General features: G+C 64.3%; 23 protein-coding genes. 9 read left to right on the forward strand and 14 right to left on the reverse strand.

Going from position 1 to position 25,832, the window contains the following annotated elements; genetic code table 11:
• Positions 1 to 16: 16 nt before the first annotated feature.
• Genes CJU94_RS42505 through hypB form a run of 8 tightly spaced genes read left to right on the forward strand, consistent with a single transcriptional unit; the run spans position 17 to position 7,494 of the window.
• Positions 17 to 118, forward strand: a complete 102-nt coding sequence (locus tag CJU94_RS42505; protein ID WP_425272148.1) for a DUF6893 family small protein — start codon at positions 17 to 19, stop codon at positions 116 to 118.
• Between the two features lie 24 nt (positions 119 to 142).
• Positions 143 to 2,548 carry a carbamoyltransferase HypF gene (gene hypF, locus CJU94_RS14435; protein ID WP_095419261.1) on the forward strand — a complete coding sequence of 802 codons (2,406 nt, stop codon included), beginning with the start codon at positions 143 to 145 and terminating at the stop codon, positions 2,546 to 2,548.
• 57 nt (positions 2,549 to 2,605) lie between these two features.
• Positions 2,606 to 2,881 carry a HypC/HybG/HupF family hydrogenase formation chaperone gene (locus tag CJU94_RS14440; RefSeq protein ID WP_095419262.1) on the forward strand — a complete coding sequence of 92 codons (276 nt, stop codon included), beginning with the start codon at positions 2,606 to 2,608 and terminating at the stop codon, positions 2,879 to 2,881.
• Positions 2,882 to 2,911: 30 nt separating this feature from the next.
• Positions 2,912 to 3,631: a D-sedoheptulose-7-phosphate isomerase gene (locus tag CJU94_RS14445; protein ID WP_095419263.1), complete on the forward strand. Its 720-nt coding sequence runs from the start codon at positions 2,912 to 2,914 to the stop codon at positions 3,629 to 3,631.
• Positions 3,628 to 4,959: a hydrogenase formation protein HypD gene (gene hypD, locus CJU94_RS14450; RefSeq protein WP_341868344.1), complete on the forward strand. Its 1,332-nt coding sequence runs from the start codon at positions 3,628 to 3,630 to the stop codon at positions 4,957 to 4,959. Before CJU94_RS14445 ends, hypD begins: the two co-directional genes overlap by 4 nt.
• Positions 4,956 to 6,047 carry a hydrogenase expression/formation protein HypE gene (gene hypE, locus CJU94_RS14455; RefSeq protein WP_095419264.1) on the forward strand — a complete coding sequence of 364 codons (1,092 nt, stop codon included), beginning with the start codon at positions 4,956 to 4,958 and terminating at the stop codon, positions 6,045 to 6,047. Before hypD ends, hypE begins: the two co-directional genes overlap by 4 nt.
• 20 nt (positions 6,048 to 6,067) lie before the next feature.
• Positions 6,068 to 6,397, forward strand: a complete 330-nt coding sequence (gene hypA, locus CJU94_RS14460) for a hydrogenase maturation nickel metallochaperone HypA (protein WP_095419265.1) — start codon at positions 6,068 to 6,070, stop codon at positions 6,395 to 6,397.
• Positions 6,397 to 7,494, forward strand: a complete 1,098-nt coding sequence (gene hypB / locus CJU94_RS14465; RefSeq protein ID WP_095419266.1) for a hydrogenase nickel incorporation protein HypB — start codon at positions 6,397 to 6,399, stop codon at positions 7,492 to 7,494. The genes hypA and hypB overlap by 1 nt, the downstream gene beginning before the upstream one ends.
• Positions 7,495 to 7,608: 114 nt before the next feature.
• On the opposite strand, the gene tssM is transcribed toward hypB, so the two are convergent.
• From tssM to tssH, 10 genes are all read right to left on the reverse strand, one after another.
• Positions 7,609 to 11,664: a type VI secretion system membrane subunit TssM gene (tssM, locus tag CJU94_RS14470; protein ID WP_095419267.1), complete on the reverse strand. Its 4,056-nt coding sequence runs from the start codon at positions 11,662 to 11,664 to the stop codon at positions 7,609 to 7,611.
• 32 nt (positions 11,665 to 11,696) lie between these two features.
• Positions 11,697 to 12,968: a type VI secretion system protein TssL, long form gene (gene tssL / locus CJU94_RS14475; RefSeq protein ID WP_167397536.1), complete on the reverse strand. Its 1,272-nt coding sequence runs from the start codon at positions 12,966 to 12,968 to the stop codon at positions 11,697 to 11,699.
• A 148-nt stretch (positions 12,969 to 13,116) separates the two neighbouring features.
• On the reverse strand, positions 13,117 to 14,463 hold the full coding sequence (gene tssK / locus CJU94_RS14480) for a type VI secretion system baseplate subunit TssK (protein WP_095419269.1): 1,347 nt from the start codon (positions 14,461 to 14,463) through the stop codon (positions 13,117 to 13,119).
• 12 nt (positions 14,464 to 14,475) lie between these two features.
• Positions 14,476 to 14,988 carry a type VI secretion system lipoprotein TssJ gene (gene tssJ, locus CJU94_RS14485; protein WP_095419270.1) on the reverse strand — a complete coding sequence of 171 codons (513 nt, stop codon included), beginning with the start codon at positions 14,986 to 14,988 and terminating at the stop codon, positions 14,476 to 14,478.
• Positions 14,989 to 15,096: 108 nt separating this feature from the next.
• A complete protein-coding gene (locus CJU94_RS14490; RefSeq protein ID WP_095419271.1) occupies positions 15,097 to 15,579 on the reverse strand; it encodes an Hcp family type VI secretion system effector in 483 nt (160 codons plus the stop codon).
• A 41-nt stretch (positions 15,580 to 15,620) separates the two neighbouring features.
• A complete protein-coding gene (locus CJU94_RS14495) occupies positions 15,621 to 16,088 on the reverse strand; it encodes a DUF3828 domain-containing protein (protein WP_244220835.1) in 468 nt (155 codons plus the stop codon).
• A 20-nt stretch (positions 16,089 to 16,108) separates the two neighbouring features.
• A complete protein-coding gene (locus CJU94_RS14500) occupies positions 16,109 to 16,510 on the reverse strand; it encodes a hypothetical protein (RefSeq protein WP_095419273.1) in 402 nt (133 codons plus the stop codon).
• Positions 16,511 to 16,640: 130 nt separating this feature from the next.
• Positions 16,641 to 18,134, reverse strand: a complete 1,494-nt coding sequence (tssC, locus tag CJU94_RS14505; RefSeq protein ID WP_095419274.1) for a type VI secretion system contractile sheath large subunit — start codon at positions 18,132 to 18,134, stop codon at positions 16,641 to 16,643.
• Between the two features lie 33 nt (positions 18,135 to 18,167).
• The gene (gene tssB / locus CJU94_RS14510) at positions 18,168 to 18,716 is read right to left on the reverse strand and encodes a type VI secretion system contractile sheath small subunit (protein WP_095419275.1); all 549 of its coding nucleotides are present in this window, start codon (positions 18,714 to 18,716) and stop codon (positions 18,168 to 18,170) included.
• 37 nt (positions 18,717 to 18,753) lie between these two features.
• Positions 18,754 to 21,498: a type VI secretion system ATPase TssH gene (tssH, locus tag CJU94_RS14515; protein ID WP_095419276.1), complete on the reverse strand. Its 2,745-nt coding sequence runs from the start codon at positions 21,496 to 21,498 to the stop codon at positions 18,754 to 18,756.
• 541 nt (positions 21,499 to 22,039) lie between these two features.
• Between tssH and CJU94_RS14520 the strand changes: the two genes are divergently transcribed.
• Entirely contained in the window at positions 22,040 to 22,732 is a 693-nt protein-coding gene (locus CJU94_RS14520) for a TagK domain-containing protein (RefSeq protein WP_095419277.1), read from the forward strand.
• A gap of 128 nt (positions 22,733 to 22,860) precedes the next feature.
• Here CJU94_RS14520 and CJU94_RS14525 read toward each other — a convergent pair whose 3' ends face one another.
• The 4 genes from CJU94_RS14525 to CJU94_RS14540 form a co-directional block, all read right to left on the reverse strand.
• Positions 22,861 to 23,604, reverse strand: a complete 744-nt coding sequence (locus tag CJU94_RS14525) for an SDR family NAD(P)-dependent oxidoreductase (RefSeq protein WP_095419278.1) — start codon at positions 23,602 to 23,604, stop codon at positions 22,861 to 22,863.
• 197 nt (positions 23,605 to 23,801) lie between these two features.
• Positions 23,802 to 24,926, reverse strand: coding sequence for an amidase (locus CJU94_RS14530; protein ID WP_095419279.1), 1,125 nt, complete (start codon positions 24,924 to 24,926; stop codon positions 23,802 to 23,804).
• Entirely contained in the window at positions 24,923 to 25,438 is a 516-nt protein-coding gene (locus CJU94_RS14535; RefSeq protein ID WP_095419280.1) for a nuclear transport factor 2 family protein, read from the reverse strand. The genes CJU94_RS14530 and CJU94_RS14535 overlap by 4 nt, the downstream gene beginning before the upstream one ends.
• A 10-nt stretch (positions 25,439 to 25,448) precedes the next feature.
• Entirely contained in the window at positions 25,449 to 25,826 is a 378-nt protein-coding gene (locus CJU94_RS14540) for a hypothetical protein (RefSeq protein WP_095419281.1), read from the reverse strand.
• Positions 25,827 to 25,832 lie beyond the last annotated feature (6 nt).

The raw sequence follows: 25,832 nt of genomic DNA on the forward strand, positions 1-25,832 counted from the left end.
CGAAGCGGGAGACATCATGAAAGGGTTTCTGAAGTATTTGTTGTTGCCGGTCCTCGTGGTCGGCGTATTGGCGAATATGAAGGACATCAAGCGCTATATCCGCATTCGCAACATGTAGGCGGCAGCCGCCAGGGAGAGGGCGATGGGCACGCATGCACACCCTGCCGGACGGGGTTCGACGCAGCATCCGGCGGTCCTCGGGCCGGTCGGGGAAGAAATCCGCGTGCGCGGACTGGTGCAGGGCGTCGGCTTCCGGCCGACCGTGTGGCGGCTCGCCCATGCCTGCGGCGTGGTCGGCGACGTGCGCAACGACAGCGACGGCGTGCTGATTCACGCATGGGGCGACGCGTGGACGCTGCAGCGTTTCATCGACAGCCTGAGCACCGAGTGTCCGCCGCTCGCGCGGATCGATGCGATCGAGCGGCATCGACTGAACGAAGCGGCCGAAGCGAACGACTTTCGTATCATGCCGAGCGTGAGCGGCCCCGCGCAGACCGGCGTCACGCCGGACGCGGCCGTGTGCGCCGCGTGCGCCGCGGAAATCGCCGACCCGGCGAACCGCCGCTATCGCTATCCGTTGACGAACTGCACGCACTGCGGCCCCCGGCTCTCCATCGTGCGGGCCATTCCCTACGATCGCGCGAACACGACCATGGCGTCGTTCGTCATGTGCGATGCCTGCCGCGCGGAATACGACGATCCCGCCGACCGCCGCTTTCACGCGCAACCCATCGCATGCCCGGTCTGCGGCCCGCGTGTCTGGCTGGAAAGCCGCGACGGCGCGCGTGTCGATGGCGACGACCCCTGCCGCGCGGCGAGCCTGCTGCTGCGGCACGGCGCGATCATCGCGCTCAAGGGCCTGGGCGGTTTTCAGCTGGCCTGCCACGCGAGCGATGAAAGCGCGGTCGCCCGCTTGCGACGCCTGAAACGGCGCGAGCGCAAACCCTTTGCGCTGATGGCGCGCGACCTGCAAGCCGTGCACCGCTATTGCAGCCCGAACGAAGCGGAACGCGCGCTGCTCGCGTGCGCCGCCGGGCCAATCGTGATCCTGCGCGCCGACGGTGCCGAATGCGTCGCGGCGAGCGTCGCGCCGGGCGTCGGCACGCTCGGCTTCATGCTGCCGACCACGCCGCTGCACCGGCTGCTGATGGAGTCGATCGATTCCGCGCTGGTGGTGACGAGCGGCAACATCAGCGACGAGCCGCCGTGCATCGACAACGCCGACGCTCGCGCGCGGCTCGGCCGTATCGCCGATGTCTTCCTGATGCACGATCGCGAGATTGCGCGCCGCGTCGACGATTCCGTGGCGCGCGTGGTGCACGGTGCGGCGCGTAGCGTGCGGCGCGCGCGCGGCTATGCGCCGGCGCCGTTGCTGCTGCCCGAAGGTTTCGCCGCGACCCCGCCGGTGCTCGCGATGGGCGGCGAACTCAAGAACACCTTCTGCCTCGCGCGCGACGCGCAGGCAATCGTCTCGCATCACCTCGGCGATCTGGAGGATGCGTTGACCTATGCGGACTACCGTCGCGCGGTGCCGGAGTATCTGCGTCTGTTCGAACATGAGCCTCGGGTCATCGCGCTCGACCTGCATCCCGAGTACCTGTCGCGCAAGATCGGCTACGAGCTCGCGCGAGCCTCGCGGATTGCCGTGGTGGAAGTGCAGCATCACCACGCGCATCTTGCCGCGTGCATGGCCGAAAACGGTGTCGCGTTCGACGCGTTGCCGATGCTCGGCGTCGCGCTCGACGGCCTGGGTTACGGCGACGACGGCACGCTGTGGGGCGGCGAATTCATGCTGGCCGACTATCGCGGCTATACGCGGCTCGGCCGCTTCAAACCGGTGGCGATGCCCGGCGGCACACGCGCGATCGACGAGCCGTGGCGCAGTGCCTATGCGCATCTGCGGGCGGCATTCGACTGGCCGGGATTCACGCGGCACTACGGCGGCCTGGAGTGGCAGCAGTTCCTGAGCAGCCGGCCGCGCGAGGCGCTCGACGCCATGATCGCGCAGCAGGTGAACAGTCCATTGGCAAGTTCGGCGGGGCGTCTGTTCGACGCGGCGGCGGCCACGCTCGGGGTGTGCCGTGAGCGCGTGCTCTACGAAGGGCAGGCCGCGATCGAACTGGAAGCGCTGGTCGATCAGCACGCGCTGCGCAACGATAGCGACGCCCATGCGTACCCGTTCGAGTTGACCAACACCTTGCCGGGAGGTTTGCGCTGCATCGAACCACGGCCGATGTGGGAGGCTTTGCTCGACGATCTGCTGCGCGGCGCGCCGGCGCCGGTGATCGCCGCGCGATTTCATAAAGGTGTGGCGATTGCGATCGTGCGAATGGTGGCGTGTCTCGCCGATCTGCTGACCGGGCCGGCCGACGCGCGCAGTGTCGCGCTGTCGGGCGGCGTGTTCCAGAATCGCATTCTGTTCGAACAGGTGGCCACGCGCCTTGCGGAGGCGGGCTTTCGCGTGCTGGCACACCGCCAGGTGCCCGCCAACGACGGCGGACTGTCGCTCGGGCAGGCGGTCGTCGCGGCGGCGCAGCGGGCGCGTTAGACGGGCGATCGACGCACGGATCGACGCGCGATCGATGCTGACAAACGGGAGAAGGACATGTGTCTAGGCATTCCGGGGCAGATCGTCGAAGTGACGGACGCGGCGAACCACCTCGCGCTCGTCGACATAGGCGGTGTGCGGCGCGTGATCAACATCGCGTTCGTGAGCGACGAAGACCGTCCGGCGAGCGCGTGCATCGGCGAATGGGTGCTGGTCCATGTGGGCTTCGCGATGAGCCGGCTCGACGAAGAGGACGCGGCGCAAACGCTCGCGCTGCTGCACGAATTGGGCGTTGCGCAGCGCGAGATGGATGAACTGCGCGGCGCGCCGTGAGCGCGCGGCCATTGGATACGGAGAGCTGTCATGCCCGAACACGAATCGCTGCAAGCGCTGTATCCGTTCCTGCATGGCGCCCGTCAGGATGCGGACCGGCTCGACGCCACCTTGCTCGAATCGGTGCATCGTAAAGCGCGGGACAGCGCCGATACGAAGACACGCTTTTTCGAGGAAAGCGCGCCGGCGGTCGTGCGCGTCGCTCACGCGATTGCGGACACGTACCGGCGCGGCGGCCGGCTCTTCGCGATGGGTAACGGCGGCTCCAGTTGCGATGCGGCGCATATTGCCGTGGAGTTCCTGCATCCCGTGACCACGGGGCGCCCCGCGCTCACCGCCATCAGCCTCGTGGCGGACATGGCCATGCTGACGGCGGTCGGCAACGATGTCGGCTTCAATCATATTTTCGTGCGGCAACTGGTGGCGCAGGCGCGACGCGGCGATGCGCTGATCGGCGTGTCGACGAGCGGCAATTCGGAGAACCTGCTGGCCGCGTTCGCGAAAGCCAAAGAGATGCAAGTGCTGACCATCGGCCTGTCCGGTCACGATGGCGGGCGCATGGCCATGAGCGCCGCGCTCGATCATTGCCTCGTGGTGAAAAGCGACAGCATTCATCGCGTGCAGGAGACCCATGTCGCGATCTATCACATCGTGTGGGACCTCGTGCATACGCTGCTGGCCGACGATCGTGGCGGACTCGGCGTTTCGCCCGAGGCGACCGATCCTTCGGTGGCGGGAGGTACGCCGTGAAATATGTCGATGAGTTTCGCGACCCGCACAAGGCGAAAACGCTCGCGCGGGAAATCCGCGCGCTGGTGGCGCGCATCGAGCGCGCAAAGCAGCGGCCGCTGCAGATCATGGAAGTGTGCGGAGGCCATACGCACACGATCTTCCGCTACGGCATCCAGCAGTTGCTGCCCGACGCGGTGGAGTTCGTTCACGGTCCCGGCTGCCCGGTATGCGTGCTGCCGATGGGCCGCGTCGACGACTGCGTCGCCCTGGCCGAGCGTGCGGACGTGATCTTCACGACGTTCGGCGACGCGATGCGGGTGCCCGGGTCGAAGAAGAGCCTGCTCAAGGCGAAAGCCGACGGCGCCGACGTGCGCATGGTCTATTCGCCGCTCGACGCCTTGAAGATCGCGCAACTCAATCCCGAGCGGGAAGTGATCTTCTTCGGCCTCGGCTTCGAGACGACCATGCCGAGCACCGCCATGACCGTCCTGCAGGCGCACGCGCGCAAGATCAAGAATTTCTCGCTGTTCTGCAATCACATCACGATCATTCCGACCATCAAGGCGATCCTCGATTCGCCGGACTTGCACCTCGACGGCTTTCTCGGCCCCGGACACGTCAGCATGGTGATCGGCACGCGGCCCTATGAGTTCATTGCGCGGCACTATCGCAAGCCGATCACGGTGGCCGGTTTCGAACCGCTCGACGTGATGCAGTCGCTGTGGATGGTGCTCAGGCAAATCGCGGACGGCCGCTGCGAGGTCGAGAATCAGTATGGGCGGGTCGTGCCCGAGGACGGCAACGCGCAGGCCTTGGCGGCGGTGGTGCGCGTGTTCGAGACGCGGGAGTTTTTCGAATGGCGCGGCCTGGGCTCGATCGATCATTCGGGGGTTCGGGTGCGCGAGGCGTTCGCGGAATTCGACGCGGAACGCAAATTCGCGGTGCCGAACCTGAAGATCGCCGACCCTAAGGCCTGTCAGTGTGGCGAGGTGCTCAAGGGCGTGATCAAGCCGCATCAATGCAAGGTGTTCGGCACGGCCTGCACGCCCGAGTCGCCGCTCGGCTCGCTGATGGTGTCGAGCGAAGGGGCGTGTGCGGCGTATTACAACTATGGACGGATCGATACGTCGCGTCTGGACGAGCGGCGCAACGCGCGGCAAGCGGCGGCGCCGGCCGCGGCTTGTCTGGGCGCGGGCGGTATGGCCGGGGCGGCTATGGTTGCCGGGGCGGCTCCAATAGCTGGAACGGTTGCAATCCCTGGAACGGCTCCAGTAGCTGATGCGGCTGCGGTTGCTGAAGCGCTTGCCGATACGGCTGCCGCACCCACCGTGCGAGGCCGACTATGAACGACCGCGCGTCGACTTCCATCGATCCCGTCACGCCGCGGCGCGCGCAACGCGTGCGGGACGCTTGCGTCAATCTCGCGCATGGCAGCGGCGGGCGCGCGATGCGCGATCTGATCGAAGACGTGTTCGTGTCGACCTTCGACAATCCCACGCTTGCCGCGCTGGAGGATCAGGCCGTCTTCGCGCTTGCCGACCTCGCCGCGCATGGCGACCGGCTCGCCTTTACGACCGATAGCTACGTGGTCGATCCGCTGTTCTTTCCGGGCGGCGACATCGGCACGCTGGCCGTGTCCGGTACGGTCAACGATCTGGCGGTGTGTGGCGCGACGCCTTTGTTTCTGTCGTGCGCGGTGGTGATCGAAGAGGGCTTCGCGGTCGATCTGCTGCGCCGTGTCGCGGCGAGCATACAACGCGTCGCGCGCGCAGCGGGCGTCGCGATCGTCACGGGCGACACGAAGGTGGTGGAGCGTGGCTGCGCCGACAAGCTGTTCATCAATACCGCGGGCGTCGGCGTGGTGCGCCGGGATGTGTCGATCTCGGCGCGCCACGCATGTCCGGGCGACGTGGTGATCGTCAACGGCTATCTCGGCGATCACGGCGCGGCGATTCTGGTAGCGCGTCAACAGCTTGCTCTCGAAGCCGACATAGAGAGCGACTGCCGGCCGTTGAACGGTCTGATCGCGGCGATGCTCGACGCGAGCCCGCGGATTCACTGTCTGCGCGACGCGACGCGCGGCGGAGTCGCCACGGTGCTCAACGAATTCGCGCAAGGCTCCAATGTGACGATACGGCTCGATGAAGCCGCGCTGCCCTTGCGTGAACAGGTGCAGGGCGCGTGCGAGATTCTCGGGCTCGACCCGCTCTATCTGGCCAATGAAGGCAAGCTGGTGGCCGTCGTGCCCGCCGATGCCGCCGGCCGCGTGCTCGCGGCCATGCGCGCGCATCCGGACGGACGCGAGGCGGCGGTGATCGGCACGGTGGAGCGCGGCGAGCTGGACACGAGCGGGCTCGTCGTCATGCAAACGGCGTTCGGCGGGCAACGTATCGTCGATATGCTGGTGGGCGAGCAACTGCCGCGCATCTGCTGAGCGGCCAACGGGAGCGTGCGGTGCACGAGTTGAGTATCGCGGGCAGCGTCGTCGAGATTTGCGCGCAACAGGCGCAAGGCGCGCGGGTGCGGCGCGTCACGCTGGAGATCGGGCAATTGTCGGCGGTGATGCCGGAGGCGATCCGGTTCTGCTTCGACGTCTGCGCGAAAGACACCGTGGTGGAGGGCGCGACGCTGGATATTGTCGTGATGCCGGGCGCGGCGCGCTGCCTCGCATGCGGCGCCACGCTGGCGCTCGACGTGCCGTTCGGGCAGTGTGCGTGCGGCAGTGAGAATCTCGAATTGATTTCCGGTCAGCAGTTGAAGATCCGGCAGATGGAGGTGGTGTGATGTGTACGACATGCGGATGCTCGACTACGCAGCGCGCTGCGCTCACCGATCTGGATGAGGCGCGGGCCGGTAAGGAAGACGCCGGCCCGGGCTCGCAACCGCGGTCGGCGGCTAAGGCTGGCGTAGGCGGGCCGGCAGGAATTGCTTATCGGCGAGTGGACGGGCATTTTCATGCGAGTGCAAGCGCGCATTCGCATGCTCATACGCACGCGCACAGCCACCACGATGAGCACGAGCACGAGCACGAGCACCAGCATGAGCACGAGCACGAGCATGAGCACGAGCATGAGCATGAGCATGAGCATGAGCATGAGCATGGGCATGGGCATGGGCATGGGCATGAGCATGGGCATGAGCATGAGCATGAGCATGGGCATGGGCATGAGCATGGGCATGGGCACGGCCATGTCCACCACCACGAACACGAACGCGAACACGGCACCTCGATCAACCTCGAACGCGACATCCTCGAAAAAAACCAGCTATTGGCCGAACGTAATCGCGGCTGGCTCGCCGGTCGTTCCATCCTTGCGCTGAACCTGATGAGTTCGCCGGGCGCCGGCAAGACCACGCTGCTCGAACGCACGATCCGCGATCTGGGCGAGACGATCCCGCTGACGGTGATCGAAGGCGATCAGGCCACCCTCAACGACGCCGAGCGCATTCGCGCAACCGGCGCGCGAGTGGTGCAGATCAACACCGGCACCGGCTGTCATCTGGACGCGGCGATGGCATCCAGAGCGCTGACCCAGCTCGACCCGCCCTTGCATTCGGTGGTGATGATCGAAAACGTCGGCAACCTCGTGTGTCCCGCGTTATTCGATCTCGGCGAAGCGGCCAAGGTGCTGATCCTTTCGGTCACTGAAGGCGAAGACAAGCCGCTCAAATATCCGCATATGTTTCGCGCCTGTTCGTTGTTGTTGCTGAACAAGATCGACTTGCTGCCCCATTTGCGCTTCGATGTCGAGCGGTGCATCGAATATGCGAAGCACGTCAATCCTGAGATGCGGATTCTCCAGGTCTGCGCGCAAACCGGAGAGGGCATGGAAGGATGGTATCAATGGCTTCGCGACCAGGCCGCTACCGCGTCGCCATGATGTCGATGCATCGGCTTTTCATGCGCTCTCGCTGGCTGCAATGAAGTCCTGATCGCTTGATCCTGTTGCAATGACATCCATCACGGGGGCAGGCCTCCGATATCGCATGGAAGATCAATAGGGCGCGCCCGGCGCCGCGGGCGGAGCCCCTGGCGGCAGTCCCGGCGGCGGCCCGCTGTCCGTGAGGGTGAGCATCGGCATTGAACTCGGGCACCTGAACGTTTTCAGCACATCGCTCGTGAGGGGATTGGCGACGCTGCCCACACCCGCGACATCGAGTACCGCTTTGCGACCGTCGAAGTCGAATTCGACACGTATGCGGCCCGGTGTCGTCGTCTCCACGACCTGGCCTTTCTGGACCAGCCGCATTAGCGCCCACGGGCCGTCGGCGGCGAGCGTCGAGGTCTCCGGCCGGATACGCGGCTCGGCCGTCAACTCCGCATGTCCACCGCCGCGCGGACCAGGCCACGTCACCGGCAGCGACCTGAGCGGCCCATGCTGATAGAGCGTGGTTTGGCCGTCGATATCGATCATCAAACCCGTAATCGTCGGATCGAGTTCCGGAATCCGGATCTCCGACTTCCAGGACAACTGTTTCTGATCAGGGTCGGCAAAGAAGATCTCGCGAATCGCCTTCGCGTGCTGGAAGGGTTCGAGGTCCGGACCCTGGACAGGCTGCGTGGCGCCGGCCAACGTCTTGTAGCGCCAGGGTTTTGCCGACGTGTCCACGAACGCCGACAGCGTCTTCGTGAAGAAGTCGTCGATGACACCGCCCTGCGCGAACACGCGCGTGAAGTCGTCGATCCGCACTTCGCGCCTGCTGTCGGCCGCGAACGGATAGTTGCCTTCGATGGTCAGGCGGCAGGTGTCGCCGACCACCGCCTGCATCTGGCGCGACAGCAATTGGCCGATGCCCTGATTCACCTCGCGCGAGCCGTCGCCCGCAAGCGCCAGCAAGACGGCGCGAAGCGGCGGCGGCAGGGTATTGGCGGCCATCTTGAGTTTCGCGGCCGTGTCGCTCGCGGGCGGCATGCTGTTGTTGGTGAGGGCGTTCTCGGCGACGGTCAACGACGTGTAGTGGTCGTTCAGCAGGTTCGCCACGCCGTCGAGCCCGGTCTTGCCGGTTTGCGCGGTGCCCGCCTGCGCCGTGCCCTGTCCATCCGCATTGCCCGTCACGACCTCGCGCAACGCGGCGAAGTGACTGTCGACCAGTTCGCGTTCGATGATTTCCGAGGCGCGTATCCCGAGCAACTTGTCCGCTTTCTGGCCTAACGTGTCCGTCGCCTTTGGCGGGAGGGAGCCGTCGGCCGCGGCGGCGGCTTGCGTCAGCGTGGTCTCGCGCACCGCCGCGCGCGCCAGCCGGGCAAGCGGCGAATCCGGCGCCGCGAAGCTGCGCAGCACCTGCAGATCGAACTGCAGACTGGTTCCGCTGACGGTGCGGATGTCGCCGAGAAACGCATCCCACTGTCGCGCATATTCCGTCAGATATTGCCGGCGAATGGCGTCCGTGAGCGGATCGTCGGCGCCGGCCGCCACGTTGACGAATTCAGCCGTTTTTTTTTGAGCCTCGCCGAGATAGGAGCGGCCCATCACCCAGGCGTCGTCGTCGCGCGCGGCTTCGACGAACTCCGTCAGGCGCTTGTCGAACAGCTGCCGGTATCCATCGAAGGTGAAAAGCCCCGGCACGCCGCGCGAGAGGGGCGTTCCGCTCGCACGCGTAAAGACGAGTCCCGCTTGCGGCCCGACCGCGCGGATCAGCGTGAACTCGTCGGGCGCTTCCTTTTGCATTGAAGTCCTGGCCCGTTCGTAAAGACGTTCGGTGGCATTGCTTGCATCGAGAAACGAGCGCGCCTGCTGCACCAGTGCGTCGTTGCGGATCAACGGTGACTGAACCACACGGCTGCCGGAAAAGAGCTGATCAACGTGCTCGATCATCGAGGCCCGGCCACCGAAAGCCGCTGCGCTATCCGTGTGCGACCAGTCGTCGAGCACCCAGGCTTTCACGTCATCGGCGTGGAATTTCGCCTTGTCGTAGAGCATCAGGTAGACGCGTAGCGCGTCATAAGCCGCCTTCGAATCCTTGTCAGCCACGGCCTGCGAGATGACATGTTCCAGACGCCGGACGATCTGGGGCAGCAGCAGGTTGTCTTCGAGCACGTCATAGGTGTGCCGGCTTTCCGTGACGACGCCGGGCGCCGTGTAAAGGCCGAAACGGTACGCGCTATCCGGGTCCGCCAGGTCGAGGCCGGGGAAGGCCGGCAGGTTGCTAGCCTCGCTGAGCGTATCGGGAATCGCTTCGGGTTTCGGCTCGTTGTACAGTTGGGCGACCTTCGCGGCCAGCGTCTGCGTCTTGCGGCCGATCAGGGAAAGATAGTCACTGTTGTGGCCGAAGCCGAGCCGCAGGCCGATTGCGAGCCATGCGAAGAGGAGTGCGGCGAGCGTATGGCCGATCAGCCTCAGCAGCCGGAATCGGAATTCCCAGCGCAGGTTGGGCCGCACGAGCCGCGCTTCGGCGAAGACGACTTTGGTGAGCAGATCGTGCAGGAAGTAGCTCTGATTGCCCGCCGTGCTGCCCGCCCGCATGCCCGCGGCCCGGTCGAGCGGCGCTGCCAGCCGCTGTGCGATGGTGCGCCGCTCGGCGACCAGTGCGTCGCCTGCCTGCATCGCGCTCGTGAAATACACGCCGCGCAGGGTGGCGTGAAGCTGGGTATCGTCGTAGCGTGAATCGAGGAACACGCGTTCGATCAATTCGCCTAGCGGTCGGGAAAGCGCCGCGAATTCCTCGGATAGCGCGACAAGCTCGCGGCGCCGGGCGGCATCGAACTCGTCCTGCAAACGCGTGTTGACGCCGTCGGCCAGACGCTGGGTCAACAGGCCGAGTTCCTCCTCGCAGCGAGCCTGGACGCTTTGGGCCGCAATGGTCTCCTTGCCGTAGGGCAGCGTGAATCCCCAGGGCTGGGCTCGTCCTTCCGCCGTCAAGGAAGCGAAGTATTCGCTAAAGCCGGGCAGCCGGTCCATTTTCGTCACGACCAGATAGACCGGAAAGCGGATCCCGAGCGTTTCGCGCAGCTCTGCGAGACGGCCGCGCAACGCGGCCGCTTCGGCCATGCGCGCGGTGTCGTCCGGACTCGTCAGCGCGGCAAGCTCCAGCGTCAGTATCGCGCCATTGATCGGCGCGCGAGGCCGGTGCCTGCGCAGCAGCGCGAGAAAACCGAACCACTCGGCCGCATCCGCTGTCTCGTGCAACAGACTCGCATCCGGATGATGAGCGGTGGGGACCGTGGCGGCAGCGGCCGGCGTGGAGAACGAGACGGCCGGTTTGCCCCTCGCGTTCGCGGCTTCATTCTTCGACGCGGTCTTCGCCATGGCGGCGTTTCCCGTCACCGTAGCGAGCGTCGACGCGAGTTGTCCATGCCGTGAGGTGCCGTGACGCGTGTAGTGCCCCGCGGTATCGATCAGCACGGCGTCGTTGGTCAGCCACCAGTCGACGGACTCCGTGCCGGCGCGCGCGCCGACCGTGCGCTGCATCTGCGCCGCCAGCGGGAGCGACAGTCCGGCATTGAGCAAGGCGGCGGTTTTACCGGAACCCCGCGAGCCGAGCGTGATGTACCACGGCAGTTCATACAGGTAACGCTTGCCCTGAAACAGACGCCCGATACCACGTGCTCCCGTGCGCATCGCCTTCAGTCGCGCCAGCGCGGTCGATACGATCGCCTGCACGTTTTCCAGCTGGGCCGCAGCGGGCGACTGTTCCTTCTTGCCGCCGAATTCGAGCAGGCTCTTGAGGAATTGCGCGTCGGTGCGCATTTTCTGCCAGAGCCGCCAGGCCCAGTACGCGACGAACAGCGCCAGCACGATCGCAATCGCGGCAAGGCGCGCCGAAGCGGGCACGAACGGTTGTTCACCGCCGAGCGCGAGGAGCGGCGAGGCCTGCCAGATCAGCAGGCACAGTAGCGCCACGAGTAAGACACTGACGGACCAGCCTGCCAGCCACAGCAGCACACCCGCCAGCATGAGTGCGATCACCAGCACACGCATGCCGGCGGTTGCGAGCGGCTTCAGGCCACCGAACGCCACAAGTGGGCCCACGAACCAGATCACCAGCGCGACGACCAGCAGCGCGACGAGAGCAAGGAACTGGCGCGACACCAGAAACGACAACTTCTTCATGCTTGAATTTCCCGAGTGGCCTGATTGATCCGCTATTGCGCGACCGTAATTTCGACGCGGCGATTTTGCGCACGGCCCTGTGCGGTAGCGTTATTGCCAACCGGATCGGCAGCCCCCTTTCCTGTGGCTTCGAGTCGTGCCGCCGGCACGCCCGCCGTCTGGAGCATCTGCATGATCTGGGTGGCGCGCTCTTCGGAGAGGGCTTCGTTCGATGCAAACTGGCGGCTCCTGATCGGCAGGTTGTCGGTATAACCCAATACCGTCACCTTGCCCGGCACCTTGACAATCTCGCCCGCGATCTTCGCGATCAATGGGACCATCGTGGTCTTCACTGCGGCGGCGCCCGGCGGGAACATCGAATCGCCGCGGAACGTCACCGCACTGTGATGGGCGTCTTCGTCGACACTCACGGTGCGTGCGGCAATCTCATCCTTCAAGAGTTCCTTCAGGTGAAGCGTGCGCGGCGCAGGCGGGGGCGTCATGCGCCCGATGTCGGCGATCTGTTTTTGCACCTGCGCGCTCCGGTTCAGCAATTCGTATTTGAAATAGCCGAACAGACCGATCAGGATCACTGACAGAACGGTCAGCGTGATCCAGACCGGAAAGTCGAAGAACGACACGCGATTGCTCTTCACGCGCGATTGCCAGTGCGGTGATAGCGCGACGGCAAGACTCCCGCGCCGCGTCATGATCTCGTTATAGAGCCGCTGACGCACGGTCTCATGTTTGCGCCGTCCATCGGCCTCGTAGCGGTAGCGGCCTTCGAAGCCCAGGCTGAGAATCCGGTAAATGAGTTCGAGCAGGTCGAGATGGTCGTGCGCCTCGCTCATCAAGCGGCCGACCAACAGATAGACTTTGGTGCCGCCTTGCCGGTCCTCGTGAAAGAGCGTGGCAAGTCCGTTAGTATTCCATTCGACGCCGGTTTCTCCGCCTTTGCCCCATACCGTTTGCATCGCGGCTTCGTCGAGTGCCGTGCACAGGCAATAACGCGCGCCGAGCATATGATCGCGCCGGATGTTGCTCTGATCGCAGAGTTTCTGGAAAAGCCGCACTTCCTGGCTCAGCAGAACTCGCAGCTGTTCCACGCCCTCCTGTTCCAGCTGGTCGGGGAGGTCCGCGAGCGCCCGCAGCAGTGGGCGGGCGGCCTCGAGCAACGGGTTGCGGGATGTTCGGACGGCCGCAAGGCGCTCCTCGATCGATTCACCCGGCGGCACATCGCGATGAGAAGTCGAGCCGGACGCCGCCGCGCCCGCGCTTCGAGGAGCCGCTTGTCCCGGCGCGCCCTCCGGGAAGGGAGCGTGCATGCCGCCCTCGCTGCCTGACCAGCGGTCAGGCTCGCCCGCACGGTTCGCTACGTCTGAATTCACTGACTGACCTTTATTCTCTGGATTTTCGTCGCAGCCCTGGCTTGAGGCATGCCCCGTGCGCGTTGCTTGATACGGCTCATGCGCGCTAACCGCGCACGCCCCACAGTTCAAGCTTCAGCGACGGGAACTCGCCGGCGACATGCAGGGCGAGTCCACCGTGCCGCGCGACTTCTTCCCATAACGGACCGCTACGGGCGAGTTCGTAGTAGACGAAGCCCGCGTTGAACGGGATCTGTCGCGGCGGCACCGGCAACGCCTGTAGCGCGATGCCCGGCAGATGTCCACGCACCAGGTCAGGCAGCCGCTCGGACGGGCCGGCTTTTGCCTGAGCGGCGAACTGTTGCTGGAGCAGGTCTGGCGGCATCGCCGCGTGCACCGCGAGCACCACGGCGGCGAAGCCGCGCATGTCGACGGGATCGACCACCGCGTTGCGCATCCCATGCCCCAGCTCCTTCAGCGCGATGCTCTGTGCGCTGCGCACCAGCACCGCATTGAGCAGCAGATGCGTGTCGTCCACCAGAGGCTTCAGACAAAGGTGCGGCGTGGTGTGCTGGTAAGCCGGGTGGGAGTCGAGCGGGCGCCGGCTATCGGTGCGCACGTAGGTCGACAGCTCTCCCGCCATGCTCAGCAGCAGCGCGTAAAGGTCGGCCGGCGACGTGGTCGGCACCCGGCGCAGATGCTGCAGCAAGGGCTCGTAACGGTTGAGCGTTTGCAACAACAGATAGTCGGAGACTTCCGCGGTAGTGCCGGCGTTGCCGTTCGCGCCAGTCAGCCGGGTGGCGAGCGCCGTTGCGCGCAGGCGCGTGAGTTCGTGAATCTTCGCGAGCCAGCTCGCGAGCAGCTCGCTTGCCCCGTAGCCCGCCACCGGCGGAATCAATGTTTCGTCGAGCACGATGCTGCTGTCCGCATGAATCGTCTTGACACGAGTGAGGGCCAGCCCGATCCACGCATCGGTCAACTCCTTCTCCGGTACGAGCCGCAGGCGCAGATTCGACAACTGCACAGTCTTCGGCCCTTGTCCGATCGAATTCGTGTCGCGCAGTTCGGTATCGAATACGACATTGCGGGCGAGCGAGTCAGCGGCGTCGTCGAACGTCGTCTCCTCGCTGTTCGGCACACGCACGGGCACAGCGAGATAGATGAGCTGATCCAGGTGTTCCGCGCGGATGGTGAGCGGCGCGGGCGGGGACGTGCTGCCGGGCGTGTCGAACGGCGTGCCGTCCGCGAACACGCCGCCGGCCGACTTCACGATCACCTTGCCGAGCGCCAGTGCCTCGCTATCGAGACTGTAGTGACTGAAGCCGAAGAAAAACGGCGAGAGCGTTGCCGCGCGTTTGTGCGCGTAATGTTCGAGATAGCGCTCCTGTTGCTGGAAAAGCTGCGGGCGCAGAAAAAGCCCCTCGCTCCAGACCACCTTGTTGTGCCAGTTCATGCGTTCATTCCACTATTTAGTCTCGGTAATCCTGATTGCATTCGGTTCAAGATCGATCGTCAGTTTCAGTTCGGGCGAGGCGCGATACCACACCGCCCTGGGCGCCGCCGGCAGCGGATAGACCGCGCGCCATACCGAGTTGGGCAGATCCCGATAGGCCGCGAGTACCCCGACGACGGTCGTGGCAGGATCGGCTCTCGTCCGGATGGTTTTGCTCTCGCCGGGCCGCAACTGGAACTGCGCCCGCGTGACGAGGTCGTCGGCGAGGACGGTCTTGTCCTTGTCCTGCAAGGAAAAAAAGTCGGCGGAAGTGAATGCGCCATCGGTTTTCAATTCATAGACGCGTATGACGATCGGCGCCGCGCGCTTCTGGTCGTCTGGATTGACACCGGCGGACGCGACAACCGACAGGTCGAGCTTGAGGGCTGCTTTATCGGTTTTCGTTTCGCCGCTGGCGCACGCGCTCAGCGCACAGGCAAAGACAAAGGCGAGGGCGAGGGCAATAACGTGGGTGAACAGGCGCATTGGGCAACGCAAAAAGAGGCGCGATTGAAACGCCGCGGGGAAGCACACCGGCAAGGTCCGGGCAGGCCAGAGCCTGCCCGGGCGACGCACGGCGACCGGCAAGTCGGCTCAGGTTTCCTTATTGCCCTTGATGTCGTAACCGGCTGTCACGGCGCCGCCGCTGCCGCCTTGTGCGTTCTGAACCACGTACTCCTGTTTGACCTTCGCGAACGAGAGGCGAACGTGCTCGTGAATACCTTCGTCGGCGTTGCTGCCGGACGGATGAACCTGAGTCACGATCACATCGCTCATCGTGAACTTCAGATATTCGAGCGGGTTGCCGCCGGCTTTGCGGACAACCAGCACCGCCTGGTCGACGTGTTTGCCGGTCAGGCAGTACTTCATCAGGTTCGGGCTTGCCCGATCCACGAGATGCTCGAATTCGAGGTCGTCGACCGTGGCCTTGCCTGCGCCGCCACCGGAGCCCGCGTGCATGTTCGCTTGCTGGGATACTCGCCAGCCAAAGCTCCTCACCTCGATCTCGTTCTTGTGCGACGCATCCGGTGATTCGCCATCGATACCGTTGATCTTGAGAAAAATGTCCTGTGCCATCTAAAACTCCTTCGAGTTGAATAACTAAAGTCTGCTGTGCACTAGTGCCTGGTTACATCCGCCATTTCCGCCTGCAGCGCCTCACGAAGGCTGCGCCGATCGTCGCCGCCTTTGATGTCGTCGATCAGCCATCTGCCACGGACCCAAACCAGCTTGAGCTCCACCTTTTGCGGCGCCTTGAAGTTCGTGAATGAAACGACGGCTGTCGCGTTGCGGCGTTTTGCCACCGTAATATCGATGCGGGTCGTCTTCACATCGAAGTCCTGGCAACGGCAAACCGGGTCCATGTCCAGATAGCCGGCCTCTCCCTTTAACGCCCGTTGGTTCTTCCCGATCAACTGCAGAAGCGAAGGTGAGGCAATGGCGTGAGAACCCGACGCTTCGATGCCGGGAGGATCGCCGTTGAACGTATAGGTGCCGTAGACGCTTTGCAGAAACCGCTTCGCCGAATCGGCGCTTTGTGCAAGGGCCGGATGCAGGCCCAGCACAGCCCAGGCAATCGCCGCCAATGCGCACGCCCGCAATCGGATCATTGCGCCTCCTGCCACCGATACACCTTGTACGCAGGCTTGTTTTGACGATAGCCGGGGCCACCCCACATATCGTTCTGGCGAAAGTCCGAGACCCACCGCTGGCCGTTGTACATGGTGATATGGCCGGCGATATTGCCGCCGGGATAGGGCTGGATGACGGCCGTGTCCCCTTTGCGCGGCGTAATCAGCTCGCTCGAGGAGACCTCGACGAATCCGTGCTCGCGCAGAACCGGACCGTAATTCTTCGCGTAATTGACTGCCGGCCCCTGGGCAATGACGATTCCGCCGGCTGCAAGCGCCTGCCTGACGTAGGCCGCGCATCGGCCAGTGGAATCCGCATGGGCGTGAGCGTTCAGATGCCTGACCGCAGCATCGACATCGAAATTTTGATCGGTCATATCAACGTCTTGAATCGGATCGCAAGCGGTTAAAAATCACGAACGGGAAGCGGCTCGACACCTGGGCACACACCTTTTCATGGAGCGCCGACACGGTCCGCCTCCAGAAACCCGCGCCCGGATGTCCCAGTCACGCCGCTTCCTTGATGGACGGCAGTTTCGCGACGAGGCGCAAAGACACCGTCAGCCCTTCGAGCTGGAAGTGCGGACGCAGGAAGAACTTCGCCTGGTAGTAGCCGGGGTTGCCTTCCACGTCCTCCACCACCACCTCCGCCGCGGCGAGCGGGCGCCGCGCTTTGGTTTCCTGCGATGAGTTGGCCGGGTCCGCGTCGACGTAATGCATGACCCACTCGTTCAGCCAACGCTGCATTTCCTCGCGTTCCTTGAACGCGCCGACCTTGTCGCGCACGATGCACTTGAGGTAATGCGCGAAGCGCGAACACGCAAACAGATAGGGCAGGCGCGCGGATAGATTCGCGTTCGCGGTGGCGTCCGCGTCGTAGTATTCGGCCGGCTTCTGCAAGGACTGCGCGCCGATGAAAGTCGCATGATCGGTGTTCTTGCGGTGGATCAAGGGGATGAAACCGTTCTTCGACAACTCCGCTTCGCGCCGGTCCGAGATCGCGATCTCGGTCGGGCATTTCATGTCGACGCCGCCGTCGTCGGTGGGGAATGAATGACACGGCAGATTCTCGACCGTCCCGCCCGATTCCACGCCGCGGATCAGCGAACACCAGCCATACAGCTTGAACGAACGGTTGATATTCACGCCCATCGCATAGGCCGCGTTGGCCCACGCGTAGCGACGGTGATCGGAGCCGTTCGTGTCCTCTTCGAAATCGAACTCGTCGACGGGATTGGTCCTCGCGCCATAGGGCAGCCGGGCTAAGAAGCGGGGCATCGCAAGACCGACATAGCGTGCGTCTTCGCTATTGCGCAACGAGTTCCACGGTGCGTACTCGAGGTTTTGCGTGAAGATTTTGGTCAGGTCGCGCGGGTTGGCGAGTTCCTGCCATGACTCCATCTGCAGGACCGCGGGTGACGCGCCGGAAATGAACGGCGTGTGCGCCGCCGCGGCCACCTTGGCGATTGAGCTGAGCAGATCGATGTCGGGCGGCGTGTGGTCGAAATAGTAGTCGGCCACGAGGCACCCGTAAGGCTCGCCGCCAAGCTGGCCGTACTCTTCTTCATAGATCTGCTTGAACAGCGGGCTCTGATCCCAGGCGATGCCTTTATAGCGTTTCATGGTGCGCCGCAACTCGTCTTTCGACACATCCATGAAGCGGATTTTCAGACGGTCGTCGGTTTCCGTGTTCGCGACCAGATGGTGCATGCCGCGCCAGGCGGACTCCAGTTTCTGGAACTCGTCATGGTGCAGAATGAGGTTGATCTGCTCGGAAAGCTTGTGATCGATCTGGGCGATGATCGCCTCGATGCTCTTGTAGGCGTCGTCGCTGATCGTGGCCGATTGCAGCAATGCCTGCTCGGCGAGCGTTTGCACGGCGTGTTCGACGGCCACGCGGGCCTGGTCGGTTTTCGGCCTGAATTCCTGGTTGAGTAACTGGGTAAAGTCGGATTGCGTAGCGATTTCCGCGGTGGCCGCGTGCGTTTGCTGTCTTGCCATGTCATGTCCCTCAGAACTGTTCTATCCGGTCGATCAGATGGTCGCGTCCGAAGATTCCATTGCGTCGCCGGTTGCGTTCGCAGCCCGGGGTTTCGGTGTGGCCGCAAGCGATTTCAGCAGCGCCGGGTCCTGCAGCAACCGGTTGACGAGCGATTCCGCGCCGGACTTGCCGTCCATATACGTTTGCAGGTTCGCGAGCTGCGTACGGGCTTCGAGCAGTTGCCGCAACGAATCAACCTTGCGGGCGACGGCCGCAGGCGAGAAGTCTTCCATGCTCTCGAAGGTCATATCGACCATCAGCTGTCCTTCGCCAGAAAGGGTATTGGGCACCGTGAAGGCGACGCGCGGCTCGATTGCCTTCATCCGTTCATCGAAATTGTCGATATCGATATTGAGGAAGCCGCGCGCGGCTACCGGCGGCAGCGGCTCGCGGGGCTGGCCGGAGAGGTCCGACAGCACGCCCATGACGAACGGCAGTTCGACCTTCTTCTCGGATCCGTAGACTTCGACGTCGTACTCGATCTGCACACGTGGCGCCCGATTGAGCGCGATGAATTTCTGCGAACTGCTGGGAACGGACATTGAGGTCTCCGTGACGGTGGTGAAGAGTCGGCAGCGTTCAGTCAAGCTGCTCGACGGATACGGTGTGTGACTCGGCGGCGGATGCGTCTGCCGGGGCGTGCGCGTACGTGCACCGCAAAGCGAGCGCCGCGACGGGGGGCGCGCTCGCGTCCACGACATCGATTTCAATGCGCGTGATGGGCCGTTTCGACGAAAATGCGTCGAGCCATAGCGCGGAAAGACGTGGCAGCACGTGTTGTTCGATGAATCCGATCAGCACGCGAGCCCCGGTTTCCTGGACCAGACACCTGCCGACGATGTAGTCGACCACTTGCCGCCCGTAGACAAGTGCAATGCCGTGAACGTCGGCCATGCGCGCGACAACGCGCTCCAGATGCAGCCGCACGACGTGCGCAAGCGACTCGTGCGCGAGCGACCGGTACGGCACCACGGTGACGCGGCCGAGAAATGCCGCGGGAAACGCCGCGAGCAGCGCGGGCGTGAGGGCTTCACGCAAGGTGTCGGCATCGGGCGCGAGCGACGCATCGGCGTACAGGCTTGCAGTCAGTTGCGCGCCGGCGTTGCTCGTGAGCAGAATCGTCGTGTTGCGGAAATCGATGTAGCGGCCGTCGCCATCTTCCATATAGCCCTTGTCGAAGACCTGGAAGAACATCTCATGCACGTCGCGGTGGGCCTTCTCGATTTCGTCGAGCAGCACGACCGAATAGGGGCGGCGCCGCACCGCCTCGGTGAGCACGCCGCCCTCGCCATAACCGACATAGCCGGGCGGGGCGCCTCTCAGTCCGGAAACGGTATGCGCCTCCTGGTACTCGCTCATATTGACGGTGATCAGGTTCTGCTCGCCGCCGTAGAGCGCCTCGGCGAGTGCGAGCGCCGTCTCGGTCTTGCCGACACCGGACGGCCCCGCGAGCAGGAATACGCCGAGCGGCTTGTTCGGATCCGTGAGCCCGGCGCGCGCGGTCTGCACCCGCTCGCCGATCTGGCGCAAGGCATCGGGCTGGCCGATCACGCGCGCCGCGAGCGTGGCCGGCAGCGACCGCACGGCGGCCACTTCGTCGGTGACCATGCGGCCGACGGGGATGCCCGTCCAATCCGACACGACCTGGGCGACGATTGCTTCGCTCACCTCCGGAAACACCAGTGGCGCGTCGCCTTGCAACTGCGTGAGGGCGCGCTCCAGATCCTTGAGCGGCTGAAGCGATGCGGGCGCCTCGTTGCCCGTGTCCGATTGCGGCGCGCCGTGATCCACGCCGAGTGCCTCACGGGCGGCGAACAAGGCTTGCGCCGCCTCGCGTTGCGCTTTCCAGCGCGCGTCGATGCGCGCCTCGGCGGCGACGAGTTCATCGATGCGCGCCCGGGCCGCCGCCAGCGCGCGGCCGGCATCGAGCCCGACGCGCGATTCCGCGGTGAGCAACTCGCATTCGACGCGAGCCGCCTGCACGCGTTGACGCGCGTGCTGCAGTTCTCGCGGAGGCGCATGCTGGGACAGTGCGACACGCGCGCACGCGGTGTCGAGAAGACTGATGGCTTTGTCCGGCAGTTGACGTGAAGGAATGTATCGATGCGACAGCGTGACCGCCGCGCGAATCGCCTGGTCGCGCACGACGACCTCGTGATGCCGCGAGAACGTTCTGGCGAGACCGCGCACCATGTGGATAGCCGCCATTTCTTCCGGTTCCGGCACCTGCAGGACCTGGAAACGCCGGGTAAGCGCGGCATCTTTTTCGATGTGGCGTTTGTATTCCGCCCAGGTTGTCGCGCCGATCATGCGAATCGAGCCGCGCGCGAGTGCGGGTTTAAGCAGATTGGCTGCGTCGCCGGTGCCGGCCTGGCCGCCCGCACCGATCAGCGTGTGAATTTCATCGACGAACAGGATCACTGGGCCGGCCGACTTCGACACGCCCTCCAGCACGCTTCTCAGACGCGACTCGAATTCGCCCTTCATGCTTGCGCCGGCGAGCAGCGCGCCCACATCGAGATTCAGCAGGCGCACGCCGATCAGCCTGGGCGGCACGTCGCCGGTGGCGATGGCGCACGCGAGCCCCTCGACGATGGCTGTCTTGCCCACGCCCGCCTCGCCGGTCAGCAACGGATTGTTTTGCCGCCGGCGCAGCAGCACGTCGACCATGGTGCGAATCTCCAGTTCACGCCCGATAACCGGATCAATTTCGCCACGGTGCGCACACGCGGTCAGATCCGTGCAGAACTGTTCGAGTGGCGAAGCTTTGGATGGCGCGGGAAAGGCATGAGAAGGCGCGCCTGGCACCGAGGGCAGGAAGTCGCTGTCGTCGTAGGGTGCTTCAACAGCTTCGGGCGACCCGTCTATGCATGCCAGCAGAGATTCGTTCAGACCTTCGGCCGGCAGCTTGCCGAACGCCGGTGAGACGGAAAGCAGCACGCGCCGCAATGGCGGCGTCTGCGCGAGTGCGGCGATGAGCCACGCACCGCGAATGCGCCGGTCGTTGAAGCTGAGGGTGGCCAACACCCAGGCCCGCTCGATCGCCGATTCGACATGATGGGAAAAATCGCTGATCGAACTGGCGCCCGCGGGCAGGGCGGCCAGCGCGCGCGCCATATGGCGATCGAGCGTGTCACGATCGATACCCCAGTGCCGCGCGATCCGGTGCAGGTCCGAATCGGGTTGTTGCAGCAGCTGATGCAGCCAATGCACGAGTTCGATATACGGGTTGCCGCGCAACTTGCAGAAGGCGGCGGCCGACTCGATGCTTCTGTACAGCGTGGTGCCAAGCTTGCCGAAAAGTGCCTGACGCGAGATCGTCATGTGGTTTCTCTGAATCTGCTATTGGTGTTGTGCTTTCAACCGTAGACGGGCAACGCAATTGCTGATTTGCACAAATGGCAGCCGTAACTATCGATATAGCCTGCTCAACTTATTTTGACTAAATGAAATCGCATTCCGGTGGAACTGAAGTCGCCGGTTGAAATAAATCCGTCAGGATTCTATTAAACGATGAGTCGCGTTACCCGTCAATTGACGTAGGTCTAAAAAAACTGCAAATGGCTAACGTTGCGAAAATTCGGTGAGGGATAGAGATTTTTCTCTGTAAAAGCAGCGCTGCTTGTCCGATCGTGGATGTGTAAATAATTGTTTTTACGAAATTTATACGATTTAGCTCTCGCTCTATAAAATGCGTGGTAGTTGTGAAATTTTGTAAAAGTATCGCAATCTATTTTCTTGATTGCTTATCAAAAAAATAGGAGGCGTCATCGGAGTAGGGTTATATTAAATGGGCAATGGAATGATGCTCGCAAGTTGCGTTTAGAATGCGAATCTCGCCAATCAGGAAAGTTCGGACAATGACATGTGGGTAGGCAGACTAATCAGGCGTGACGTCAACGCGTCCACGCGCATTCAACCGGACCCAACGCAACCGGAATGGCAGCGGCCGGGAGACACGCGCCTTGCCCACCCGCCCAATGACGAACAATCGCGCGCGTGCGAAGCCGATCCCGAATACAGCCTTGACGACAACCCACGAGGAAGCCATGCGGTCTTCGGTCTGATCGGCACAACGCTGTCCTCCGAAGACAGGGTGTCGCGCTGGGAACGAGGCGATGAAAGCAATGGCGCCGCCGATCTGATCGAGGCGCTGCACGCGCAGTATTGCCGCGCACTTTCTGATCCCCATGCTTCGCTTGCGGGAAGTTGGGAAGCGCAGCCCGCGTTCTCAGAGGGCGTGCATCCGGCTTCGCATCACGACGCACCGGCGGCTGTCCAGGCGCCGCACATCGGCTCGATCGAGGCGCTGCTGTCCGGTGCGCGTTTCATGGAAGACGTCTTTGGCCCGCTCGCGGCGGACCCGGATGCTGACTTCGCCGCGTCGGAGCCGGTGCCGGAGGTTCTGGGTCTGTTCGCGCCGCAGGACTACCTCGCCGCGGCGGCACGGCGCGCGTGCGTATTGCCGCCCACACTGGCGCGGCGCGAACACCATGCGTTAGGAATTGACAGCCCGTTGCCGGCCTCGCCTTCAGCGACACACGAACAGGCTCGATGACCGCACGCCTGTCCCACCGCATCGAGACTGAATGGCGCAAGCTCATTGCCAGCGATCGGTCGATCAGCGTGAAGGCCGTCGACGCGCATTGAGTAGGTGCCGCCCGTGGCGCGAGGCGGCTTTTAGCGTCAGCGCATGAACAGCCCGCCGTTCAGATCCCAGCATGCGCCGTTTGCAAAGTAAGCATTTTCGGCCGCCAGCATCACGGCGACATCGGCGACGTAAGCGGCCGAGCCCAGACGTCCCGCTGCAATGACGTCGATCACCGCCTTCAGTTTGTCGGGCGCGACGCTTTCATGCACGACCGGCAGATCCAGCGGTCCGGGCGAAATGGCGTTGACGGTGACACCCGCTGCGCCGAGATCGCGCGCGAAGACCTTGGTGAGCGTGATCACCCCGCCTTTCGCAGCCGCATAGTGCGCGCCGGTTGCCGAGCCGCCGTTCTGTCCCGCGAGCGACGCGATATTCACGATACGGCCCGCGCCCGTGTCGGCGAAATGCTGGCCGAACACCTGGCAACCGAACAGCACGCTGCGCAGGTTGACGTTGACCACCTGATCGAACTGCTCGGCGGTAATGTCCATTACGGGGACGACTTTGGAAGCGCCCGCGTTATTGACCAACGCATCGACTCGTCCCCAGCGCTGAAGGAGCGCGTCTCGCGCCGCGCTAAAAGCGGCTTTCGCGGTGACGTCGAGATTCAGTGCGAATGCGCTGGAACCGTCGGCGCTCAGATCGCGTGCAAGGGCTTGCGCCGCATCGAACGCGATATCGCCGACGGCGACCGCGTAACCCGCCGCATGAAAGCGCGCGGCAATCGCGGCGCCCAGCCCGCGCGCGGCGCCGGTGACAAGAACGACTCTTTTCTGCATGGCTTGCACTCCGGATAGAACGGCCGCTGTGGCAGCGGTTCGACGCACGTGACGCGAGCCGTGAATCGACAGATGGCTCGAGACATGGCTCAACGCATGGCTCGAAACACGGCCCGAAAGACGGCTCGATATGCGGCCCGACACATGGCTCAACACACGGCCCGACACATGGCTCAACACATGAGTCGACACACGACTCAAGCGGCGAGCGCGGCTTCGAAACGGGCTGCGATCGCGCAGACCTGCTCATCCTGCCCCTTGCGCCCGACGATCTGCAATCCCGCCTTGAGCGGCGAGCCCTGAACAGGCAGCGGCAAACTCAACGCGGGATGGCCGCTCAGATTGAACGGCCGGATCAGCGACGACATCGCGATCACGGACATACCGCCGCGTGCTTCGTCGAGTGTGATGGGCAGGGCGGGCAGCGTGGGCAGAATCAGCACGTCGGCGTTGTCGAGCGCGTGGTCGACTGCCGCCGTGAATTGGCGGCGCACCTGTTCCGCTGCTTCGAGCTGCGCGGCGGTGGTGTTGGCCGCCGCGCGCAGGCGCGCGTCGAGATCCGCGCCGATTTTCCCGCTTGCCACCAGATGGCCGAACGCGCGCCAGGTCTCGGCATTGATGACGGCAAGGCCCGCGTCGAAAGCGGCTGCAAGACCGGCGAGCGGCAGCGTGTGCGTGCTGCAGCCGGCCGTGTCGGCCGCGAGCGTGACGGCTTCGCGGATATCGGCCGCTGCGTCGGCTTGCACAATGCCGACTCTGCACGCGCCTTGCCACGCGTGCGCGGCGTTCGCGTCGAAGTCCGGGGCGATGGCGAGCATCGCGGCTGTGAGCATGCGCATGTCGCGCGCAAACGGCCCGACGCAATCGAGCGTGGATTCCCGCGGCGCCACGCCGACTCGCGACACGCGCCCGAAGGTGGGTTTCAGGCCGATCACGCCGCAGCATGCGGCGGGCCCGCGAATCGAGCCGCCGGTGTCGGTGCCGAGCGCGGCGTCGGCAAGCTTCAATCCGACCGCGGCCGCCGACCCGCTCGACGATCCGCCCGGAATGCGCGTGGCGTCTTGCGGATTGCGCGGCGTGCCGGTGTAGTCGTTGATGCCGGTCATGCCGAACGCCAGTTCATGCATGTTCGCCTTGCCGGCAATGCGCCAGCCGGCCGCGAGCAATCGTTCGACGACTTCAGCGTGGCGTCGGGCGGGCGGCGCATCGGCCAGTGCGCGGCTCGCGGCGGTGGTGGGGTAGCCGGCGATATCGATCGTGTCCTTGATCGCGATGCTCGGCCCGGCGCCGCCTAACGACAGGCGCTGGATAAACTCGTTCATGGATTCGGTTTCCTTGCATTGACTTGCCACGGCGCGTCGAACAGGCGCTCGGTGCGAAAGTGCGCGATGAGCCAGTCGCGGCCGTTGGCGGCCGGCGCGAAATCGACTTCGAGGCGTGCCGAAATCAGCTCGGCTCGCGCATCGACATAGCCTGAGGCCTGCAGCATGATCCAGCGGCCTTTTGCGCTCGCGCCCCGCACGTCGATGGTTTCCGAGGTGAGGAAGTGCACGTTCACCGAAAAATGCGGCGACGGCGGCAGGTAGCGCGTGAGCATCGCGAGGATCGCGGCGTGGCCCGTCAGACGGCCGAACTTGCTCGCATACTGTGGGCCGATGCCTTCCCAGATGGCGTCGGCGGTGAAGAGGGCCGCGAGCGTCTCGCCTTCGAGCGCGCCGGACGGCACGTCGCATAGCGACATATAACGCGCCATCGTGCGGCGGACCGCGGCTTCGGCTTCGAGCGCGGTAAGCCGTTCAGTCAACGTGGCGAGCGTTTCAGCGGTGGCGGTCATTGCGGCACGCTCAGGGCAGGTTGGCATGTTGCGGCGGCACCTGCAACGCGCGGCCGACACGCGCTTCGATCTTGCCGTAGCGCCATAGGTTGTATTCGCCCACCGGCGTAGTGCGGTACAGATTGCACACCGCCGCGGCGGTGTCGAAATCGCGCACGTCGGCCATGATGTAGAAGGTCCACGGCGAGTTGTCGGCATGGCCCACGGTGAGGCGGTCGTCGTCCATGATGCCGAGCACCTCGACGCCTGCCATCGATTCGACCGCGGCCAGCATCTTGCCGTAGGCCTGCCAGACTTCACCGATCCGCTCGCGCGGCAGGTCGAAGAAATTCTGCGTGACGCCGCAGCAGAATAGAACACGCAGCGGCGGTGTTGAGGTGTCGGACATGAGGTT

Source organism: Paraburkholderia aromaticivorans, assembly GCF_002278075.1.
In the GTDB taxonomy this organism is placed as follows: Bacteria; Pseudomonadota; Gammaproteobacteria; order Burkholderiales; family Burkholderiaceae; genus Paraburkholderia; species Paraburkholderia aromaticivorans.

What these genes read in the sequence shown, in the direction of transcription:
- hypB (WP_095419266.1), top strand. Translation starts at nt 6,397, where the DNA reads ATGTGTACGACATGCGGATGCTCGACTACGCAGCGCGCTGCGCTCACC.
- CJU94_RS14535 (WP_095419280.1), bottom strand. Translation starts at nt 25,438, where the DNA reads ATGACCGCCACCGCTGAAACGCTCGCCACGTTGACTGAACGGCTTACC.
- CJU94_RS14500 (WP_095419273.1), bottom strand. Translation starts at nt 16,510, where the DNA reads ATGACCGATCAAAATTTCGATGTCGATGCTGCGGTCAGGCATCTGAAC.
- tssM (WP_095419267.1), bottom strand. Translation starts at nt 11,664, where the DNA reads ATGAAGAAGTTGTCGTTTCTGGTGTCGCGCCAGTTCCTTGCTCTCGTC.
- CJU94_RS14445 (WP_095419263.1), top strand. Translation starts at nt 2,912, where the DNA reads ATGCCCGAACACGAATCGCTGCAAGCGCTGTATCCGTTCCTGCATGGC.
- CJU94_RS14520 (WP_095419277.1), top strand. Translation starts at nt 22,040, where the DNA reads ATGTGGGTAGGCAGACTAATCAGGCGTGACGTCAACGCGTCCACGCGC.
- tssL (WP_167397536.1), bottom strand. Translation starts at nt 12,968, where the DNA reads ATGCACGCTCCCTTCCCGGAGGGCGCGCCGGGACAAGCGGCTCCTCGA.
- hypE (WP_095419264.1), top strand. Translation starts at nt 4,956, where the DNA reads ATGAACGACCGCGCGTCGACTTCCATCGATCCCGTCACGCCGCGGCGC.
- tssJ (WP_095419270.1), bottom strand. Translation starts at nt 14,988, where the DNA reads ATGCGCCTGTTCACCCACGTTATTGCCCTCGCCCTCGCCTTTGTCTTT.
- CJU94_RS14490 (WP_095419271.1), bottom strand. Translation starts at nt 15,579, where the DNA reads ATGGCACAGGACATTTTTCTCAAGATCAACGGTATCGATGGCGAATCA.
- CJU94_RS42505 (WP_425272148.1), top strand. Translation starts at nt 17, where the DNA reads ATGAAAGGGTTTCTGAAGTATTTGTTGTTGCCGGTCCTCGTGGTCGGC.
- CJU94_RS14525 (WP_095419278.1), bottom strand. Translation starts at nt 23,604, where the DNA reads ATGCAGAAAAGAGTCGTTCTTGTCACCGGCGCCGCGCGCGGGCTGGGC.
- CJU94_RS14530 (WP_095419279.1), bottom strand. Translation starts at nt 24,926, where the DNA reads ATGAACGAGTTTATCCAGCGCCTGTCGTTAGGCGGCGCCGGGCCGAGC.
- tssB (WP_095419275.1), bottom strand. Translation starts at nt 18,716, where the DNA reads ATGTCCGTTCCCAGCAGTTCGCAGAAATTCATCGCGCTCAATCGGGCG.
- hypF (WP_095419261.1), top strand. Translation starts at nt 143, where the DNA reads ATGGGCACGCATGCACACCCTGCCGGACGGGGTTCGACGCAGCATCCG.
- tssK (WP_095419269.1), bottom strand. Translation starts at nt 14,463, where the DNA reads ATGAACTGGCACAACAAGGTGGTCTGGAGCGAGGGGCTTTTTCTGCGC.
- tssH (WP_095419276.1), bottom strand. Translation starts at nt 21,498, where the DNA reads ATGACGATCTCGCGTCAGGCACTTTTCGGCAAGCTTGGCACCACGCTG.
- tssC (WP_095419274.1), bottom strand. Translation starts at nt 18,134, where the DNA reads ATGGCAAGACAGCAAACGCACGCGGCCACCGCGGAAATCGCTACGCAA.
- CJU94_RS14540 (WP_095419281.1), bottom strand. Translation starts at nt 25,826, where the DNA reads ATGTCCGACACCTCAACACCGCCGCTGCGTGTTCTATTCTGCTGCGGC.
- CJU94_RS14440 (WP_095419262.1), top strand. Translation starts at nt 2,606, where the DNA reads ATGTGTCTAGGCATTCCGGGGCAGATCGTCGAAGTGACGGACGCGGCG.